Annotated in this window: 19 protein-coding genes; 10 read left to right on the plus strand and 9 right to left on the minus strand. The window is 68.9% G+C overall.

Annotation, left to right across the window (positions count from 1 at the left end; genetic code table 11):
* Window positions 1-29: 29 nt before the first annotated feature.
* The 4 genes from ACFKCF_RS28975 to ACFKCF_RS28990 are packed head-to-tail and all read right to left on the minus strand — an operon-like array spanning window position 30 to window position 4,152.
* Window positions 30-1,265 carry a S8 family serine peptidase gene (locus ACFKCF_RS28975; protein ID WP_394498403.1) on the minus strand — a complete coding sequence of 412 codons (1,236 nt, stop codon included), beginning with the start codon at window positions 1,263-1,265 and terminating at the stop codon, window positions 30-32.
* The gene (locus ACFKCF_RS28980; protein ID WP_394498405.1) at window positions 1,259-1,975 is read right to left on the minus strand and encodes a hypothetical protein; all 717 of its coding nucleotides are present in this window, start codon (window positions 1,973-1,975) and stop codon (window positions 1,259-1,261) included. Before ACFKCF_RS28980 ends, ACFKCF_RS28975 begins: the two co-directional genes overlap by 7 nt.
* A 46-nt stretch (window positions 1,976-2,021) precedes the next feature.
* Window positions 2,022-3,203: an adenylyltransferase/sulfurtransferase MoeZ gene (gene moeZ / locus ACFKCF_RS28985; protein ID WP_394498407.1), complete on the minus strand. Its 1,182-nt coding sequence runs from the start codon at window positions 3,201-3,203 to the stop codon at window positions 2,022-2,024.
* Window positions 3,204-3,246: 43 nt separating this feature from the next.
* Window positions 3,247-4,152 carry an alpha/beta fold hydrolase gene (locus ACFKCF_RS28990; RefSeq protein ID WP_394498409.1) on the minus strand — a complete coding sequence of 302 codons (906 nt, stop codon included), beginning with the start codon at window positions 4,150-4,152 and terminating at the stop codon, window positions 3,247-3,249.
* An 859-nt stretch (window positions 4,153-5,011) separates the two neighbouring features.
* Between ACFKCF_RS28990 and ACFKCF_RS28995 the strand changes: the two genes are divergently transcribed.
* A complete protein-coding gene (locus ACFKCF_RS28995) occupies window positions 5,012-5,377 on the plus strand; it encodes a hypothetical protein (RefSeq protein ID WP_394498411.1) in 366 nt (121 codons plus the stop codon).
* A gap of 395 nt (window positions 5,378-5,772) precedes the next feature.
* Window positions 5,773-6,099, plus strand: a complete 327-nt coding sequence (locus ACFKCF_RS29000) for a hypothetical protein (RefSeq protein WP_394498412.1) — start codon at window positions 5,773-5,775, stop codon at window positions 6,097-6,099.
* A 213-nt stretch (window positions 6,100-6,312) separates the two neighbouring features.
* Here ACFKCF_RS29000 and ACFKCF_RS29005 read toward each other — a convergent pair whose 3' ends face one another.
* The 4 genes from ACFKCF_RS29005 to ACFKCF_RS29020 form a co-directional block, all read right to left on the minus strand.
* The gene (locus ACFKCF_RS29005) at window positions 6,313-6,489 is read right to left on the minus strand and encodes a hypothetical protein (protein WP_394498414.1); all 177 of its coding nucleotides are present in this window, start codon (window positions 6,487-6,489) and stop codon (window positions 6,313-6,315) included.
* Between the two features lie 62 nt (window positions 6,490-6,551).
* Window positions 6,552-6,875 carry a hypothetical protein gene (locus ACFKCF_RS29010; protein WP_394498416.1) on the minus strand — a complete coding sequence of 108 codons (324 nt, stop codon included), beginning with the start codon at window positions 6,873-6,875 and terminating at the stop codon, window positions 6,552-6,554.
* Window positions 6,876-7,216: 341 nt separating this feature from the next.
* Window positions 7,217-7,549 (minus strand): hypothetical protein, encoded by a 333-nt coding sequence (locus ACFKCF_RS29015; RefSeq protein WP_394498418.1) that lies wholly within the window; start codon window positions 7,547-7,549, stop codon window positions 7,217-7,219.
* A gap of 813 nt (window positions 7,550-8,362) precedes the next feature.
* Complete coding sequence (locus tag ACFKCF_RS29020; protein WP_394498420.1) at window positions 8,363-9,229, minus strand: Ku protein; 867 nt, start codon at window positions 9,227-9,229, stop codon at window positions 8,363-8,365.
* A 59-nt stretch (window positions 9,230-9,288) separates the two neighbouring features.
* Between ACFKCF_RS29020 and ligD (ACFKCF_RS29025) the strand changes: the two genes are divergently transcribed.
* From ligD (ACFKCF_RS29025) to ACFKCF_RS29045, 5 genes are all read left to right on the plus strand, one after another.
* The gene (ligD, locus tag ACFKCF_RS29025) at window positions 9,289-10,191 is read left to right on the plus strand and encodes a non-homologous end-joining DNA ligase (RefSeq protein ID WP_394498422.1); all 903 of its coding nucleotides are present in this window, start codon (window positions 9,289-9,291) and stop codon (window positions 10,189-10,191) included.
* On the plus strand, window positions 10,188-11,072 hold the full coding sequence (gene ligD / locus ACFKCF_RS29030) for a non-homologous end-joining DNA ligase (RefSeq protein WP_394498424.1): 885 nt from the start codon (window positions 10,188-10,190) through the stop codon (window positions 11,070-11,072). Before ligD (ACFKCF_RS29025) ends, ligD (ACFKCF_RS29030) begins: the two co-directional genes overlap by 4 nt.
* A 44-nt stretch (window positions 11,073-11,116) precedes the next feature.
* Window positions 11,117-11,323, plus strand: a complete 207-nt coding sequence (locus ACFKCF_RS29035) for a hypothetical protein (protein WP_355197151.1) — start codon at window positions 11,117-11,119, stop codon at window positions 11,321-11,323.
* A gap of 117 nt (window positions 11,324-11,440) precedes the next feature.
* A complete protein-coding gene (locus ACFKCF_RS29040; protein WP_313043020.1) occupies window positions 11,441-12,061 on the plus strand; it encodes a TetR/AcrR family transcriptional regulator in 621 nt (206 codons plus the stop codon).
* Window positions 12,062-12,148: 87 nt separating this feature from the next.
* On the plus strand, window positions 12,149-12,379 hold the full coding sequence (locus ACFKCF_RS29045; protein ID WP_394498425.1) for a DUF3107 domain-containing protein: 231 nt from the start codon (window positions 12,149-12,151) through the stop codon (window positions 12,377-12,379).
* Between the two features lie 461 nt (window positions 12,380-12,840).
* Here ACFKCF_RS29045 and ACFKCF_RS29050 read toward each other — a convergent pair whose 3' ends face one another.
* Complete coding sequence (locus tag ACFKCF_RS29050) at window positions 12,841-13,479, minus strand: ferritin-like fold-containing protein (RefSeq protein ID WP_394498427.1); 639 nt, start codon at window positions 13,477-13,479, stop codon at window positions 12,841-12,843.
* 348 nt (window positions 13,480-13,827) lie between these two features.
* Between ACFKCF_RS29050 and ACFKCF_RS29055 the strand changes: the two genes are divergently transcribed.
* From ACFKCF_RS29055 to ACFKCF_RS29065, 3 genes are all read left to right on the plus strand, one after another.
* Window positions 13,828-15,642: a DEAD/DEAH box helicase gene (locus ACFKCF_RS29055; protein ID WP_394498429.1), complete on the plus strand. Its 1,815-nt coding sequence runs from the start codon at window positions 13,828-13,830 to the stop codon at window positions 15,640-15,642.
* A 184-nt stretch (window positions 15,643-15,826) separates the two neighbouring features.
* Complete coding sequence (locus ACFKCF_RS29060) at window positions 15,827-16,717, plus strand: alpha/beta fold hydrolase (RefSeq protein WP_394498431.1); 891 nt, start codon at window positions 15,827-15,829, stop codon at window positions 16,715-16,717.
* 13 nt (window positions 16,718-16,730) lie between these two features.
* The gene (locus ACFKCF_RS29065; protein ID WP_394498433.1) at window positions 16,731-17,642 is read left to right on the plus strand and encodes an oxygenase MpaB family protein; all 912 of its coding nucleotides are present in this window, start codon (window positions 16,731-16,733) and stop codon (window positions 17,640-17,642) included.
* The last annotated feature ends 267 nt before the right edge of the window (window positions 17,643-17,909 follow it).

Consider the following 17,909-nt stretch of genomic DNA (forward strand, 5'->3'; position numbering starts at 1 on the left):
TGTCTATTTCGTCCCCCTTAGTAGGCGGATCATGCGTCTTGTGAGCTGTACGCCCGACGTACGCGCCTGACCAGGATGAATATGACACTCAAGGAAGCGAACGCGCCGACGGCAGCCGCGGCGGCGATGGCCGCGAAGACCGTGACGCGCTTGTCGTCCCTGACGATGACCTCGATGGGGGCCGTCCGCCCGCCGGCCAGCGGCTCGGCCGGGTCCTGGACCTGGTCGCCCGCGGCGGTCTCGGTGTAGCCGGCCAGCTTGCGGGCCTCGGACAGGGCTTTGGCCGCGTTCACGACGCCGAAGCCGGTGCCGGTGTCGTAACCGCCCGGGGGCCTGTCGGTGGCGCCGGCCGTCAGGGCGCGAGCCACCAGCGGCGGCGACATGCCCGGATATTTGGCTTTGATGAGGGCGGCTATGCCCGAGACCAGCGCGGTCGCCTGCGAGGTGCCCCTGCCGACCCAGTACTCGTCGCCCGGGCCCGCGCCCATGATGTCCACGCCCGGCGCGGCCACCAGCACGGAGGAGTTCCAGTTGGAGAACGTGGCCCGCCGCAGCAGCCGATCCGTCGCGCCCACCGAGACCACGCCGGGGAACGCGGCCGGATAGGAGTAGGGGGCGAAGTCGCTGTCGATCTTCCGGTCGCCGTCGTTGCCCGCGGCGGCCACGAGCACGACGCCCTTGGAGATGGCGTAGCGGATGGCCGCCCGCTCCTCCCTGGTCGCCAGCTCTTTGGAGATCGACATGTTGATCACGTCAGCACCCTCGTCCACCGCGTAGCGAATGCCCTGGGCCACCACGTCCTCGAAGCGCTCCGCCGAGTTGAACTCCCGGAAACCCGGCTCCTCGTCCTCAAGGATGACCCTTACTGACAGTACGTCCGCTTCGGGCGCGACGCCGATGATCCCCAGATTTCCCCCATTGCCGTGGCCGTGCCCGGCGATCAGAGAGGCCATGTACGTGCCGTGCAGGCGGCTCGGGGCGACCCCCGGCGGGTTGGCGCCCTCGGTGAAGTCCTTGCCCACCCGCACCGAGCCGACCAGGTCGCGATGGTACGGATCGACGCCGGAGTCGAGCACCGCCACCGTCACCCCGTCGCCCTTGCTGGTGCGCCACGCCTGGGTCAGCTCCAGCGTCTTGATGACCGGCCGCTGCCCGCCGCGTACGTCGTCCGCCCACGCCGGCACGGCCGCGCACAGCAGCATCCCGGCCGCCACGGCCGCCGTTCCCCGCCTGAGCATGACCCCCGTACTGCCCCGGCTCAGCACCGCCACTCCTCGGCCGCGCAGTCGGGCATCCGCGGCGTGCTCAGGTCGGTCAGCACCCGCTCGGAGATCTCGGTCGCGAAGGCGAAGATGGCGGGCCGCTGCTCGTCCGCCGCGTCCGCGGGCCGGCCGTCCACCTGGCCCGCCGTGGTCAGCACCAGGTACGGTCCCGCCTGCCGCACCGAACCGGCCTGGCGCACGTCGGGGGTGAACCGGTCGGCGACCGTGCCGCGGAAGGGCAGCGGATGCAGGCCCGGCACAGGTTTGCCGCTGTCGGAGAAGGCGGCTTTCGCGCGTACGGCGTCCGGCTCGTCGCGCAGCGCGACCACGCCGATCGTGACGAGCACGCCGCGCAGCGCGTCGATGTAGGTGGCCCGCAACAGGCCCTTGCAGCCCGCCTTGTGCAGGGCCTTGGCCGCCTTGGGGTCGACCGGGTCGCAGGCGGTCCCGGGCGAGATGCCGATCCGGCTGGCACGTTCCCGGCCGCCCTGCTCGGCGGAGTACGGCAATGTGGCGGGGAAGATACGTCCGCTGGGCCAGGTGCGCCAGCGCTCGGCGACCTCGCGTCTGGCCGCCGTCTGGAGCTCGGCCGCGCTGGGCCCGCGGGTGAGCTCCGTGCCCGCCGCGCTGCCCGACACTCCGGCGGCCACCGCGCAGACCAGGGTCAGCGCGGAGGCCACCACGAGCGTCGGCCATGGACGGGCAGAGTTCACGCCATCGACCTTAACGAGGGTTTCCGGGGAACACCCCCAGAAACCATCAGTAGGAGGGCAGGCTCGGGTCGACGGTCTTGACCCAGCTCAGAACGCCACCACCGACGTGGACCGCGTCGGAGAACCCGGCGTTCTTGACGATCGCCAGCGCCTCGGCCGAGCGCGCCCCGGACTTGCAGTGGAGCACGATGCGCTTGTCCTGCGGCAGCTTCTCCAGGGCCGAGCCGTTGAGGAACTCGCCCTTGGGGATCAGCGTGGCGCCGGGGATCGAGACGATCTCGTACTCGTTCGGCTCGCGGACATCGACGAGGAAGATGCCCTCGCCCCGGTCCTGCATGCCCTTGAGCTCCAGCGCGGTGATCGTGGAACCGCTGGCGGCCTCGGCGGCCTCGTCCGAGATCGCGCCGCAGAAGGCCTCATAGTCGTCGAGGAGCTGCGTGACGGTCGGGTTCTTGCCGCACAGGACGCACTCGGGGTCCTTGCGGACCTTGACGTCGCGGTACTTCATCTCCAGGGCGTCGTAGATCATCAGCCGCCCGACCAGCGGGTCGCCGATGCCGGTCAGCAGCTTGATGGCCTCGTTGACCTGGATGGAGCCGATCGACGCGCACAGCACGCCGAGCACGCCGCCCTCGGCGCACGACGGCACCATGCCGGGAGGCGGGGGCTCCGGGTAGAGGCAGCGGTAGCAGGGCCCGTGCTCGGCCCAGAACACGCTGGCCTGGCCGTCGAACCGGTAGATCGAGCCCCAGACGTACGGCTTGCCGAGCAGCACAGCGGCGTCGTTCACCATGTAGCGCGTGGCGAAGTTGTCGGTGCCGTCGACGATGAGGTCGTAGCCGGAGAAGATCTCCATGACGTTTTCAGTGGTCAGCGCCGTGTTGTGGATGACGACGTCGACCAGGGGGTTGATCTCGCGGACGGACGCCGCGGCGCTCTCGGCCTTCAGCCTGCCCACGTCGGACTGGCCGTGGATGATCTGGCGCTGCAGGTTGGACTCATCGACGACATCGAAGTCGATGATGCCGAGGGTGCCGACGCCCGCCGCCGCGAGGTACATCAGCGCGGGCGAGCCCAGGCCCCCGGCGCCCACACACAGCACCTTGGCATTCTTCAGCCGCTTCTGCCCCGCCATGCCCACATCGGGGATGATCAGGTGGCGCGAGTAGCGGCGCACTTCGTCGACGGTCAGCTCTGCGGCCGGCTCGACCAGCGGTGGCAACGACACTTTCTACGCTCCCGTTCCAGGGGGTCCTATCTCACCTTGAAACCTAGCTGGCGAGTGGGGCATTCCCCAATCGAGTCTCACGGATCAGACGGCGTGCTTCCGCCGCCACGACCTGCGGCATCTCCATCATCGCCACATGGCCCGCCGTCGGCAGCAAGACAAGCCGGACCTGCGGGAACGTACGGTATGCCTTCGCGGCCATGGCCGGCCGGACCAGCCGGTCGTGCCTGCCGTGCACGATCAGGGTCGGGGCCTCGACCTTGGCCGCCTGGCGCCACAGGTTGTCCTCGCCGCGGCGGAAGTATTCGGCCACGATGCCCCTGGCCGACTCGACCATGGCCTCGCCGGCGTAGGGGAGGTCGTCGCGCCTGCGGAGCTCGTCGATCGCGTCGCGCAGGCGTACGGGATGGACGCCGTTGGTGTTGGCCCAGACCATGGCCATGGAGGCGTTGACGCGGTGCTCGGCGGGCACCAGGCGGAGCCTGCTCGCCACCCATTCGCCCAGTACGGGCACCGCGGCGGCGGCCACCCGGACCGGGCCGTACCTGGGGAGCAGGTCGGGCAGGGCCGGGGAGACGAGGGTCAGCGAGCGGACCAGGTCGGGGCGGGTGGCGGCCACCCGGACGGCGACCGCGCCCCCGAGCGAGTTGCCGAACAGATGAGCCGGGCCCGTGTGCTCCATCAGCTCCGTCACGGCCCTGGCGTGGCCGGCGACGGTGTAGTCGCCGTCGGCCGGGACGGGCGAGAAGCCCGCGCCGGGCAGGTCGAGGGCGTGTCCGGTGACGGTGTCCTTGAGCTCGTCCATGAGGTCGGTCCAGTTGGTCGCCGACCCGGCCAGGCCGTGCACGAAGACGGCCTGCTCGCGTTGTCCCTGGTGGTCATCCGTCGATCGGACGTACACCGAGCCCACCATGCGGCCCGGCCAGTGCGGGACCGGCTTCGCCATCATGCGTCCTCCCTGGCGTTCCTTCTCGTTCCCTCAACGATAACCAGCGCGTCTGGATGGGGTCTGGATTCCGTACAGAAGCACTCTTTTCCGGCATCAGGTACATACAGCCGCACAGACCTCAAAAGCCCCAGCACTGCGCCGCCGGCAGACTCGGGGCGGCGCGGCGCCCGGATCCGGGCCGGCGGGCGGATCGGCGGCGAGCCTCGCCTGGTCCGGACATATCGGCATATATCGCGGCTTAGATGTCTAATCGATCTCATCGCAGGCCAAGAGTGTGGCAAAAGCCACCGTTCACCGTTTATGGCCCACCAAGGTCGGAAAGCATGACAACCAGCAGCACTTAGCGTGACGCTTGAGGTACACACCGTTAATGGCGGGACTGAGCAACCTCGAACGCACCACCGCCGGGTGCCGCAAAAGCGGGAGACATTTTCGGAGGACGCACAATGGCGCCCTTCGAACAATGACGCCGGGCGTCGGCGAAGCGCCCGGCGTAATGGCCATTGACATGTTCGCGGACTTTCATCGGTCCGAGGGCGGCACCGCAGGCAGTTGATCACCACTCGCAGAACCGGCATGACCGACGACGACAGGCCAGGCCGGGGCGCGAGCATTGCCATGCGTGGCCGCCCTATCAATTGCACCACAATCGGACATATCATGCCATTTCATTGGATAGATCTTTAATGCGAGCAATAAGATTCTTAATGCATAGCAAAATAGGGTCTCTCCAGTTTGCCCGCCCGTCGCCCCGGAAATGACATTCAATGGATGACTCTTCAGCAGCCGTCCAAGACCTGTTTTCAGGTACCCGGAAACGTCGAGAACGGGGCAATCGATCCTTTAGGGGGAAAACGCAATGCCCAAGCTCAAGAGTGTTATCGCAGGCCTCGCCGTCAGCGCGGCGCTGACCGGCGGCATGGTCAGCGCGGGCGCGGCCACCACTGCGGTCAGCGCCGACGCCATCAAGCTCAACACCTCATCCATCCTCACCGGCATCGACGACGACTTCGACGACGGTCTCGGCCTCGATGACGGCCTCACCAACGGCGTCGTCATCGACCGTCGCGACCACCGTCGCCACCAGCGCTGCCACCGCCGCCACGGCTGGGGCGGCGGCGGCTGGGGCGGCTGGGGTCGTCACCGTCGCGGCGGCGAGGTCTGCGTCGTCATCCGCAACGACAACTTCAACGACAACAGGCCCGAGCGCCGGCGTACCTGGTGACAAAACCGTGTGTTAATGGCGGGAGGATGAGCGTCCGTACCTTCGGGTAGGTCCAATCTTCTCGTCTTCCGCGGGGGGTTTAGTGGGGGGTCTCCCGGCCTTATGGCCGGGGGAGCCCTCACTGCGTTGTACGGCGGGACGGGTGCCGGCGGATTCATGCCTGTACTGCGGGCGTACGGGGGGTTATATGGGGCGGAATCTTTTGTTTCGACCATGAGGAAGTCTGTGGTCCGCCAAATCACGGCAGTTCCGGTTTGTGGGTGATTCGTCCGGAAATATGCATCGTGCGGGAGATTCTCTAAGAATCGCCCGTAGCGTTTCCCGTTCCGGCCGGATCCGTATCCGCCGGTCCGGGGGGCGTGAAACAGGGCAATCGAACCTTTAGGGGGAAAACAATGCCCAAGCTCAAAAGTGTTATCGCAGGCCTCGCGGTCAGCTCGGCGCTGACCGGTGGCGTGGTAGCCGCGGGCGCGGCCACGTCGCCGGCCGCCGCGGCTGTCGAGGTCAAGTCCGCCGCCCCCGTCCTCGCCGGCCGCTGCAACGGCGGTGGCTGGCGCCGGTGCGGCTGGGGCTGGGGCGGCCGCTGGGGCGGTCGCGGCTGGGGCCCCTGGGCCGGAGGCCGCGGCTGGGGCTGGCACCGCCACAACAGGTCGCCCCGGGTCCGGATCGTCATCGTCAACCAGAACCACAACATCAACGGTGGCCACCGTGGCGAGTGGTAAGACTCAGAGCTTGAGCTGAGCATCGGCGCGCCGCTGAGGCCGCCGCATCGGCCGGAGTCCCCGAGCGACGAAGCTCCGGCCACGCCAAAGGAGTGTCCGTATTCATCGGGACCGGCGCCACCCCCCGGCGCCGCCCAGCGAATACGGGCACTCACTTCTGTTCTCGACGGTCACCGCCGCGTCTCCAGCGGCCCGGGCATCCCGTCTCCCTCGTCACCGGCACCGCCCCGGGCCGTCCCAGCCCTGGGAGATCTCCTCGGCCGCGTCCGTCCTGGGCGCCGGCGGCGGGAGACATGTCGAGTGCCCGTATTCGGTGGGTTCGACGTCGTCACTGTCGGGGTGGACGTCGGTCCGCGGTGAATACGGGCACTCGATCGGCGTGACCTTCATCGTTCAGGGGACTCCTGGTGTGGCGCGTCCCGCGCCCCGGGTTCACCTGTGCGATGAGCTCTCTACTGCCACGTGGTCTGGTTGTTGTCGTCGTGGTGTTCCATCTCGCGGAGCTCGCGGTGCTCGTTGCGGTTGCGGTTCCGGTTGATGATGATGATCTTGATGCGCGGCATGCGGTGGTGGCGCCACCAGCGGCCGCCTCCCCATCCGCCCCAGCCGCAGCCGCGCCCGCCCCAGTTGCCACAACCGTTGGCCAGGACGTTGATAGCGGAGCCGACCTGGGTCGCCGCCTCGGCCGCGGACGTGGCCGCGCCCACGCCGACCACGCCGCCGGAGACGGCCGTGCTCATGGCGAGGCCCGCGATAACACTTTTGAGCTTGGGCATTGCGTTTTCCCCCTACAGGTTCGATTGCCCCGTTCCTCGCGTTCCCGACCAATCAGCGAAAACCAGATCGACTGGGAAACGCCCCGGATGATCCTTAACGAATCATCCGCATCATGCATATTTCCGGTTGAAACAGCCAGCAAACTGGAATTGCCGTCATTTGGCCCACCACAGACATCCTCATGATTCGGCGCAAACACCGCACCTCATATAGAGCCGGACACAACGAGGGCTCCCCAGCCCCTAAGGTCTGGAGAGCCCTCGTCGAGAACCTGCCGTGGAGGCGTGGAGAAAGCCCCCTACCGCGAAAGCGCGGTCATCTCCACGCCGTCAGCACACGGTTATGACCAGGTGTTGTCGTCGTTGTCGTGGTGGTTGTCGTGGTGGTGGTGCTCCCGCTCGTGGCGGTTGATGTTGATGTTCCGGTTGTGGACGTTGACCCGGACGCGGGTGTTCTGGTGGTGCCGACGCCAGCCCCAGCCGCCCCAGCCGCCCCAGCCGCAGCGGCGCCAGCCCCAGCTGCCGCAGCCGTTGGCGAGGACGGAGGCCGCGGACTTGACCTGAGTGGCGGCACCGGCGCTGGCCGAAGTCGTGGCCGCGCCCGCGGCTACCACGCCACCGGTCAGAGCCGTGCTGACGGCGAGACCCGCGAAAACACTCTTGAGCTTGGGCATTGCGCTTTCCCCCTAAAGGATCGATTGCCCCGTTCTCGACATTTCCGGTTACCCCGGAAAGAGGTCCTGGACGCCTGCCGAAGAAGTCATCCATGGAGTGTCATTTCCAGACAGGAACCCAACAAACGACACCTAGCCGGTTTTGCTATGCATTAACAATCTTATTGCTTGTATTGCAAGCTTATAGGGCGAAATGCGATGACTTATCCGGATATGTCCTATTCAATGATCGCGACGACTGTGGCCCGGAATTCGCCAGGAGGGCGGCACAAAAAATCCCACCTCGCGGTGGGATGCAGGGGGGTGGATGCCGGAGAGACGAAGCCCAGGGCTCGTCGTAAGAAGCGGGCGTACGTCCATCGCGGTTCGAAGCGGGCGTGCGACCATCGCGCCACCGGGCGGCCCGTCGGCGAGGCCGTGGCCTTTGCGGAGGAGTGCGGGACTGCCGGTCGGCGAGGCCGTGGCCCTCGCGGAGGCGTGCGGGACCGCCGGTCGGCCAGGCCGTGGCCTCTGCGGACGCGTGCGGGACCGCTGGTCGGCCAGGCCGTGGCCTCTGCGGACGCGTGCGGGACCGCCGGTCGGCCAGGCCGTGGCCTCTGCGGACGCGTGCGGGACCGCTGGTCGGCGACCGTGACCCTCGCGGAGGCGTGCGGGATCGCTGAGAGGCGCGTGCTCGGTGCCTGGCGGCCGTCCGTCCGGCGGCGACGCTGTCTACGCGCGAGCATCGCGCCGGTGAACCAGGCCCCGCCGGCCGCCGTGGACGGGCGCCACGCCCGTTCCGCCGTGCTCTTCAGGCGGGTGAAGGCGTGGGTGTCAGGCCGTCTTGCGGGTCTTGCGCTTGGCGGGGGCCTTCTCCTCGGCCTTGGACTTGGCGGCCGTCTTCTTGGGCTTGGCGGCCCCGCCCTCCCGCTCCCGCTTCGCGGCCTCCACGCTGGCACGCAGCGCCGCCATGAGGTCCACCGCCGGTCCGGCTTCCTCCTCCTCCCGGGCCGGGATGACCTCCTTGCCCGCCACCTTCGCCTCGATCACCTGCTGCAGCGCCTCGCGGTACGTGTCGTGGTACTCGCCGGGGTCGAAGTCCGACTCCATGGTGCTGATCAGCGACTCGGCCATCTGGAGCTCCTGAGGCCGTACCTCGATGTCCTCCTCCAGGAAGCCGAAGTCCGGCATGCGGATCTCGTCGGGCCAGAGCATGGTCTCCAGGACGAAGACGCCGTCCCGTACCCGCAGCGTGGCCAGGGACTCGCGCTGGCGCAGCGCCACCTTGACCACCGCCACCTGGCCCGAGCTCTCCAGGGCGTTGCGCAGCAGCACGTACGGCTTCGCCCCCTGCGCGTCGGGCTCCAGGTAGTACGACTTGGCGAAGTAGATCGGGTCGATCTGTTCGGCCGGGGCGAACTGCAGGACGTCGATCCTGCGGGACGTGCTCAGCGGCAGGTCCTCGAAGTCCTCGTCGGTGAGCACGACGATCTCGCCCGTCGGCAGCTCGTACCCCTTCGCGATGTCGGAGTACGGCACCTCTTCGCCGTCCTGCGTGCACACGCGCTTGTAGCGGATCCGGCCGCCGTCCTCGCGATGGACCTGGTGGAACGTCACGTCCTTCTGCTCGGTCGCGGAGTAGAGCTTGACGGGGATCGTGACCAGGCCAAAGGAGATCGCACCTTTCCAGATGCTGCGCATGGTCACTCCTCAGCTGTCATTGGTTCGCCAATGGGCACATACCCGTCATGGGGCAACCAATGCCATACCCCGTCGAACCGATGCTGGCCGTACCTGGGGAACTACCCTCCGATCGCGAGCAGTACGGGCTGGAGGTCAAGTGGGACGGCATCCGCGCCGTCGTCCATCTTGACGGCGGGCTGAGGGTGACGGGGCGGCACGGGGTCGAATACACGCGGAGGTACCCGGAAATATCCGGTTTCGGGATCAAGAACGCGATCATCGACGGCGAGGTCGTGGCGCTCGACAAGCGCGGCAGGCCCAGCTTCGTGCGGTTGCAGCACAGGATGCACCTGACCGATCCCGAGCCGGTCATGCTGGAGCTGTACCCCGTCACGTATATGCCGTTCGACCTGCTCTACCTCGACGGCACGCCGCTGTTCGACCTGCCCTACCGCGACCGGCGGGCGCTGCTCGACGAGCTGGACGTCGGCGCGCCCCCGTGCTTCCCCGGCGACTCCGACCTGCTCGCGGCCACGTTCGAGCAGGGCCTGGAGGGCGTGGTCGCCAAGCGGCTGGACTCGCCCTACCGGCCGGGCACCCGGTCACCGTGGTGGATCAAGGTGAAGCACCTGCGTACCAGGGAGGTCGTGATCGGCGGCTGGAAGCCCGGCAAGGGGCGCCGGGCGGGCGGGGTCGGCTCGCTGGTGATGGGGATGTTCACCGATCGGGGACTCACGTACGTGGGGCACGTCGGCACCGGGTTCACCGACACCGTGCTCGACGAGCTCTACCAGCGGATACGGCCGCTGGAGATCTCGCACAGCCCCTTCAGCAACGCGGTTCCGTGGCGAAATCGGTGGGTTAGGCCGGATCTGGTCGGGGAGGTGGCCTACACGATGTGGACCGACGAGCAGCGGCTGCGCCACCCCGTGTGGCGCGGCCTGCGCCCCGACAAGCTCCCCTCGGAGGTGACGCTGTGAACAGCCCGGCGAAGGTGCCGGTAAAGGTCGACGGGCGAGCGCTGACGCTGAGCAACCTGGACAAGACCCTCTACCCCGAGTACGGCTTCACCAAGGCCGAGGTCATCGACTACTACAGCCGCGTGGCCCCCGTGCTCCTCCCCCACCTGCGAGGCAGGCCCCTGACCGTCAAACGCTTCCCGAACGGCGTCGACGGCCAGTCGTTCTTCGAGAAGAACGCCCCCGAGCACACCCCGGACTGGGTCAGGCGGGTCAAGCTCCCCGTTCCCGGCAGCACCAAGAACCGCGAGGCCATCGACTTCGCCGTCATCGAGGACCTGCCCACGCTCGTCTACTACGCCAACCTGGCCGCGCTCGAGCTGCACGTGCCCCAGTGGCGCGTCGACGAGGACGGCGAGGCGCTGCCGCCCGACACGCTCGTGTTCGACCTCGATCCCGGCCCGCCCGCGACCATCGTCGAGTGCTGCCGGGTGGCCCTCATGCTGCGCGAGGTGCTGGCGGCCGACGGGCTCGCCGCCCTGCCGAAGACCAGCGGGAACAAGGGCATGCAGCTGTACGCCGACTGGGACTGCCGCGAGGAGCCCTCCGCGTACGCCAAGAGGCTGGCCCGGCTCCTGGAGAAGGAGCGCCCCGAGCAGGTCGTCAGCGTGATGACGAAGAAGGCGAGGCCTGGCAAGGTGTTCATCGACTGGAGCCAGAACAACCCGGCCAAGACCACCGTGGCGCCCTACTCGCTGCGGGCCAGGGAGCTGCCGACCGTCTCGACACCGCTGAGGTGGACGGAGGTCGAGGGTTGCGAACGGCCGGAGGAGCTGGTGTTCACCGCGGCCGACGTACTCGCCAGAGTGGAGAAACGCGGCGACCTTTTCGACCGGGCGTAGGCTGGTGCCGTCCACACCAAGAGGGGGACCTGAAGATGTCGGAGATGGACACACGCGGGGACGAGCTCTCCTACGACCAGGACGAGGCGGAGCTGTCGATCGAGACGCCCGAGGCGGACGCCGCCGAGCAGCATTTCGAGATTCGCCAGAGTGCCGGGAGGCAGCGCCGCGAGCTGCCGCTCGACGTCGATCCCGCCGACGCGGCCGACCAGGACCGCGTGGTGGATCTCGACGACGACGAATATCGCTGAGTACGGCTGCGCGACGACCGGTCGGCCTCGTGGAGCGAGGCGATGAGCCAATGAACAACTTCCCTACCCGCACGTAGGATGTCCGCACAGCCCGCTGAGAGACCTATGGAGACCCGCGTGACCGCAACCCCGGACGCGAAGCCCCGGGGCACCCGGCTGCCCCGACTCGCCCGCCGCCGGCAGCTGCTGAGCGCCGCGCAGGAAGTGTTCGTGGAGAACGGCTATCACGCGGCCGCCATGGACGAGATCGCCGATCGGGCGGGGGTCAGCAAGCCGGTGCTCTACCAGCACTTCCCCGGCAAGCTCGAGCTCTATCTGGCGCTGCTCGACCTCCACGTCGACGACATGGTCAACCGCTGCCGGGAGGCGCTGGCCTCCACCCACGAGAACAAACTCCGGGTGCAGGCCACGTTCAGCGCGTTCTTCGACTTCGTCTCCACGCAGGGCGAGGCGTTCCGGCTGGTGTTCGAGTCCGACCTGCGCAACGTCGCGCCGGTGCGGCAGCGCGTGGAACGCTCGCTGCAGGAGTGCGCGGAGATGGTCAGCGTGCTCATCCAGGAGGACACCGGGTGCACCAGTGACGAGGCGCACCTGCTCGGCGTGGGGCTGGTCGGCATGGCCGAGGTGAGCGCCCGCTACTGGGTGACCCAGCACGGCTCGATCCCGAAGGACGCGGCCGAACAGCTCATGGCCCGGCTGGCCTGGCGCGGCATCAGTGGTTTTCCGCGTACGGCATAACCCGTTCGCTGGGCGCGATCATTTGCGCCTTTCCCGGGTGCGAGCCGCCACGATGGGAGTGAGCCAACCCGTCGACTAGGGAGCCACATGGAAGTCAAGATCGGCGTACGCTCCGTACACCGCGAACTCGTTGTCGAGACCGACCTCTCCGCTGAGCAGGTCGAAGAGGAGATCAGGAACGCGTTGTCGGTCGATCGTGGCGTGTTCGCCCTGACCGACGTGAAGGGCAGGCGGGTCGTGGTGCCGGTTGCCTCGCTCGGTTTCGTCGAGATCGGCGAGGACCAGGCGCGGCCCGTCGGATTCGGCGGCACCCTCTAGAAGCTCCTGACCGAGGGGTACGGCCCACCCGCCGTACCCCTCCCTTGAGCCGCACACCCCACGGCACACCTGGCGACGCACACCACCCCCGGCCGCTTGGGGCCCCTGCCGACGCCCTGCCCAGAGCACGCCGACCGGGCCGTCAACTGGGGCGCTGCGCGTGCCCCGGACCGCGCCACACCGCGTCTCACCGGCCAACGCCTCCAAAGGCGGCCCCCGGGAGGTCTTCGAAAGCGGCCCCCGGGAGGTCTTCAAAGGCGGCGCTCAGAAGGACGCCCCCGCCACCCGACGGCGAGAAGGCGCGGGGTCGGCGCAACGCGAGCGACAGCCCCCGTCCACCTCGGCGTCGGCGGATCGGCGGGGGTGACGCTGCGTGTGACGGCCTGCGGGGCGCCCATACGTGACGGCCCGCAGACCGGCCGTCAGCGAGCCGGTGTCTTCGGAGGTCGTGTCGCGGGTGGTCAGAGGCCCAGGGTGGCCATGCGTTTGTTGTGGGCCTCCGTCAATGTCGCGAAAAGTCGGGAAATGTCGGTGGCGCCCTCCCCCGACACCAGCAGCAGCGCCAGCTCCGGCCGCGCCGAAGCCACCTGCTGCCCCTGGCTCAGCGCCTCCCCGACGAGCCGGCGCGCCCACAGCGCCAGCCGGCCGGCGGCCGCGGGCGACGCCTCGATCCCGGCCCTGACCCGCTCGACCGCGAACTGCGAGCGCCCCTCGTCCACCAGCACCTCGTCCACCAGCTTGGCGATCGAGGGATCGAGGTGCCTGGCCGCCTCGCGGTAGAAGTCGAGCGCGATCCCGTCCCCGACGTACGTCTTGACCAGCGCCTGCAGCCAGTCGGCCGGCCTGGTCTGCGCGTGCCAGGCGTCGAGCGCGCCGACGAACGGCGACATCACCTCTTCGGGATCGGCCCCGAGCTCGGCCAGGCGGTCGCGAAGCAGGCGGAAATGGGCGTACTCGGTCACGGCCAGCTCGCTCAGCGCCGCCCGGTCGGCCAGCGAGGGCGCCAGCGTGGCGGCATCCTCCGTCATCCGCGCGTAGGCACTGAGCTCGGCGTAGGCGAGAACCCCGAGCAGGTCGACGACTCCTGGAGACTCCTTCATGAGGGCAGCGTACTTCCGAGAATCTTCGGGAACATACGTAAGCTCGGCCAGCGTTGTGGTATCGAGTACACTGCTCTGTGAAAGTGCGACCGCACTGTGTAAATTCGGGGGTTTCTCCCGAATACCCCCACTTCCGGGTGCGCGGTCGCTGATGACGCGAGAGGGCTGGCTCTACCGCGAGGACCCACACAACGGGGCTGTTTTCCGCCCGTCGGTCCCGGCAGGCCCGCCTTCATTTGAGAACTGAGGCAGGCCACGCTGACGACTTTCCGAGACCTCGGAGTCACACCAGAGATCGCCGATGCCCTCGAGACCGAGGGCATCGTCACACCGTTCCCCATCCAAGAGATGGCTCTCCCGCTCGCCCTGAGCGGCCAGGACCTCATCGGCCAGGCACGCACCGGCACGGGCAAGACCTACGCGTTCGGCATCGCCATGCTGCAGAGCATCGGCAAGCCGCGCAAGAACCGCAAGAAGCCCCGCGGGCTCGTCGTCGTGCCCACCCGCGAGCTGGCCGTCCAGGTCAGCGAGGACCTCGTCACGGCCGCGGGCAAGCTCGGCTCGCGAGTCCTGACCGTCTACGGCGGGCGCGCGTACGAGCCGCAGATCGAGGCGCTGAAGGCCGGCGTCGACGTCATCGTCGGCACCCCCGGCCGCCTGCTCGACCTGGTCAAGCAGAAGCACCTCGACCTGAGCCAGGTCACGACCCTCGTGCTCGACGAGGCCGACCGGATGCTCGACCTGGGCTTTCTTCCCGACATCGAGCGGATCTTCAAGCTGATCCCCACGGAGCGGCAGACGATGCTGTTCTCGGCGACCATGCCGGGCGAGATCGTCGCGCTGTCGCGCAAGTACCTCAACCGTCCGACGCACGTGCGCGCCGAGCACGAGAGCGGCGAGGGTGAGACCACGCCGCAGGTTCGCCAGATCGTGTGGCGCGCGCACCGGATGGACAAGATCGAGATCGTCGCGCGGCTGCTGCAGGCCGAGGGCCGCGGGCTCACCATGGTCTTCTGCGAGACCAAGCGGGCCTGCGACATGGTCGCCGAGCAGCTCGACACCCGCGGCTTCGCGGTCGCGGCCGTCCACGGCGACCTCGGCCAGGGCCAGCGCGAGCAGGCCCTGCGCGCGTTCCGCAACGGCAAGATCGACGTGCTGGTGGCCACCGACGTGGCGGCCCGCGGCATCGACATCGATGACGTCACCCACGTGGTCAACTACGACTGCCCCACGGACGACAAGACGTACGTGCACCGCATCGGCCGCACCGGCCGGGCCGGGCGCACGGGCATCTCGGTCACGTTCGTGGAGTGGGAGGAGCTGACCCGCTGGAAGATGATCAACCAGATGCTCGGGCTCGACTTCGCCGAGCCCGAGGAGACCTACTCCACCTCGCCGCACGTCTACTCCGAGCTGAACATCCCCGAGGGCACCAAGGGCGTCCTGCCTCACGCGAGCCGCTCGCGTGCCGGGCTGTCCGCGGAGCGCATCGAGGACCTCGGAGAGACCGGCAGGCCCCGCGGTCGTGGCGGCCGTCGCCGCGACGAGCGCGAGGAGCGCCCTGCTGCCCGCACGCCGCGCCAGCGCCGCCGCACCCGTGGCGGCAAGGAGCTGGCGGAGACCGCAGCCGTCGAGACTCCGGAGGTCGAGCTCGTGGATGCCAAGGCGGAGGAGACTCCCGCGATCTTCTCAACCGACGAGATCCAGGCGGCCGCCGAGCCGAAGCGGACGCGTACGCGGAGGGGGGCGGCTTCGTCCGCCATCGAGCAGGCGCTCGCCGAAGCCCCCGAGGCACCGGTCAAGGCCACCAGGTCGCGCCGGACCGCCGCCGTCACGGCACCCGAGGCCGACACCGTCGAGGAGGCGCCGGCGAAGAGGACCCGCTCCCGCCGCGCCGCCGTCGTCGCGGAACCGGCGCCCGTCATCGAGGAGGCGCCCGCTCCGCCGGTCGCCGAGCCGGTGCCGAGCTTCCTCGCGACGCCGCCTCCGCCGGTGCGCACGGAGCCGGAGCGGATCGTCCCGCCGAACCCGTTCACGGTGATCTTCCAGTCGCCCGACCTGGCCTCGGACGACGACGACATCGCCCCGTCGGCGGCCACGGAGCGCAAGCAGCAGCGCCGCCAGTCCCGTGGCGGGGGCGGCAACCGCCGCCGCACGGGCTGAGCGCCGTCTGAGCGCCGTCTGGGAGGCGCGCATCCGCATCGGGTGCGCGCCTTCCGGGCAAGAGGCCACGGGGCCCTTCTGGGGCTCTCTGAGCGCGTCCAGGGGTCTCCGGGCCCCGCGCGTTTGCCCAGCGTGATGCCCATGACGGTGTCGAGCCGCTGACCTCTGGGTATTGTTGCCCCACGTGAGTACGCCGCGATTCCTCGATCTGCCTCCTGGCGTCGCACCGCAGAAGATCGAAACGCCACAGGGCACGTTCGCGGTCCTGGAGGCCCTCCCGGTCAGTGGTGTGATTGAGCGCTGGCCCGCCCTCCTGGTCCCCGGCCTGACAGGCAGCAAGGAGGACTTCCTCGCGGTGCTGATGACCCTGGCCCACTCCGGGCGCAGGGTGATCGCCGTCGATCTGCGCGGCCAGTACGAGACGCCGGGCCCCGACGATCCCACCGCCTACACCTGCCCCGCGCTGGGCGCCGACGTCGACGCGCTCGCCCAGATCATCGGCGGCGGCGACCCCGTTCACCTGGTGGGCCACTCGTTCGGCGGCCTGGTGGCCAGGGAGGCGGTGATCGACGGGCGCACGAGGTTCGCGTCGTTCACGCTGATGGGGTCCGGGCCCTCGGGCATCGAGGGCAAGCGCGCGCTCAACGGCCGCAAGATCATGGAAGAGGTCCAGGCGTTCGGCCTGGAGCACGTGTGGCACCACCGGCTGGAGCCCGAGGCGCTGTCCAACGACGTGTCCGACGAGATCCTGGCGTTCCTGCGCAAGCGCCTGCTCACCAACTCCCCGACCGCGCTGGCGTGCATGGCCGAGCAGGTGCTGAGCATGCACGACCGCACCGACGAGCTGCGCCAGGTAGAGGTGCCCACCCTCGTGCTGTACGGCGAGCACGACGACGGCTGGCCGCCCGAGGCGCAGTCGGAGATGGCGGCCAGGCTCGGGGCGGAGTCCGTGGTCGTGCCCGGCGCCGTCCACTCCCCCGCCGTCGAGGCGCCGGAGACGACGGCGGCGGCGCTGGTGAGGTTCTGGAACGCGGCCGAGAAGCACTATTTGGACACCAGGTCCAATGCCATGTAATTCTTTACTTACTATGGCGAACATCGAGGACCTCGTCGTCCAGCCACCGCAGAGCGCGACGTGGCAGGTGCATCTCGACCGGTCGATGTGGGTGGGCGGCGTCCGCGGTCTCATGCTGCAGGCGCTGCACCCGCTGGCCATGCGCGGTGTCTGGCAGAACTCCAACTTCCAGGAGGACCCGTTCGGACGGCTGCGCCGCACGGCGGACTTCGTGGGGCGGGTGACGTTCGGCAGCCCGGAGGAGGCCGACGAGATCGGCAGGCGGGTGCGCGGCATCCACAAGGCGCTGCGCATCCATGATCCCGACACCGGCCGGACCCACCGGGTGGACGACCCCGAGCTGCTGCTGTGGGTGCACTGCGCGGAGGTGTCGTCGTACCTGGAGGTGGCCAGGCGCGGCGGGCTGGGCCTCACCGAGCGCCAGGCCGACCGCTACCTCTGCGAGCAGCGCAAGAGCGCCGCCTACGTCGGCCTGCACCCCGAGGACGTGCCCGGCTCGTGCGCCGAGATGGACGCCTACTTCAAGCGGACGCGTACCGGCCTGCGCGTCACGGAGGAGGCGGCCTCGACCGTGCGCTTCCTGATGTGGCCGAGACTGCCGCACGAGCTCAGGCTCCTGTCTCCGGGCAAGCCCGCCTACTTCCCGTTCGGCGCGCTGTGCTACTACACGCTGCCGGACTGGGCCAGGCGGATGTACGGCGCGCTGCCGGAGGTGCCGCGCGCGACGGTCACGGCCGCGCTGAGGGCGTTCAGGCTGGGGATGAACTCGCTGCCGGAGCCGGTGCACGACCACGCGTTCATGCCGGCCACGCGGGAGATGCTGCGGGCCGCCAGGGAGCGTCTCGGCGCGGCCGGGTACGACGTGAGCAAGGGGCTCAAGGGCCTGACCGATCCCCGCCGGTGGCCGACGGGGCTGGCCGCCTGACCGGCAGCAGCGTGCCGCCCACCAGCACTGCCGCCGACACGCCGGCAAGGTAGAACTCGGCGGCCGGCCACGTCACGGTGGCGATGCCCACATGGAACTCGGCCTCGATGTGAGCCTGGGGCCACGGCGATCATGGATGAGTTCAAGGAGATCGGAACTGTTCGTGTTTGAGCGTGCATGAGTGTGGTCACGTCACCGCCAGTGTGTGCTTTCGATGGCATGTGTGCACGCAAGGGGGCAGTCCTCGCTTGGCGTGCCGCTGTCGCG

The sequence above is a fragment of the Nonomuraea sp. JJY05 genome, from assembly GCF_043496855.1.
GTDB lineage: Bacteria > Actinomycetota > Actinomycetes > Streptosporangiales > Streptosporangiaceae > Nonomuraea.

Excerpts from the sequence above, each read along its gene's own strand:
- ACFKCF_RS29020 (WP_394498420.1), bottom strand. The coding sequence starts at position 9,229 with ATGCGCAGCATCTGGAAAGGTGCGATCTCCTTTGGCCTGGTCACGATC.
- ACFKCF_RS29065 (WP_394498433.1), top strand. The coding sequence starts at position 16,731 with ATGGCGAACATCGAGGACCTCGTCGTCCAGCCACCGCAGAGCGCGACG.
- ACFKCF_RS29035 (WP_355197151.1), top strand. The coding sequence starts at position 11,117 with ATGGACACACGCGGGGACGAGCTCTCCTACGACCAGGACGAGGCGGAG.
- ACFKCF_RS29005 (WP_394498414.1), bottom strand. The coding sequence starts at position 6,489 with ATGAAGGTCACGCCGATCGAGTGCCCGTATTCACCGCGGACCGACGTC.
- ACFKCF_RS28995 (WP_394498411.1), top strand. The coding sequence starts at position 5,012 with ATGCCCAAGCTCAAGAGTGTTATCGCAGGCCTCGCCGTCAGCGCGGCG.
- ACFKCF_RS29010 (WP_394498416.1), bottom strand. The coding sequence starts at position 6,875 with ATGCCCAAGCTCAAAAGTGTTATCGCGGGCCTCGCCATGAGCACGGCC.
- ACFKCF_RS29055 (WP_394498429.1), top strand. The coding sequence starts at position 13,828 with ATGGCTCTCCCGCTCGCCCTGAGCGGCCAGGACCTCATCGGCCAGGCA.
- ACFKCF_RS29050 (WP_394498427.1), bottom strand. The coding sequence starts at position 13,479 with ATGAAGGAGTCTCCAGGAGTCGTCGACCTGCTCGGGGTTCTCGCCTAC.
- ACFKCF_RS29000 (WP_394498412.1), top strand. The coding sequence starts at position 5,773 with ATGCCCAAGCTCAAAAGTGTTATCGCAGGCCTCGCGGTCAGCTCGGCG.
- ACFKCF_RS28990 (WP_394498409.1), bottom strand. The coding sequence starts at position 4,152 with ATGATGGCGAAGCCGGTCCCGCACTGGCCGGGCCGCATGGTGGGCTCG.
- ACFKCF_RS29045 (WP_394498425.1), top strand. The coding sequence starts at position 12,149 with ATGGAAGTCAAGATCGGCGTACGCTCCGTACACCGCGAACTCGTTGTC.
- ACFKCF_RS29015 (WP_394498418.1), bottom strand. The coding sequence starts at position 7,549 with ATGCCCAAGCTCAAGAGTGTTTTCGCGGGTCTCGCCGTCAGCACGGCT.
- ligD (WP_394498422.1), top strand. The coding sequence starts at position 9,289 with ATGCCATACCCCGTCGAACCGATGCTGGCCGTACCTGGGGAACTACCC.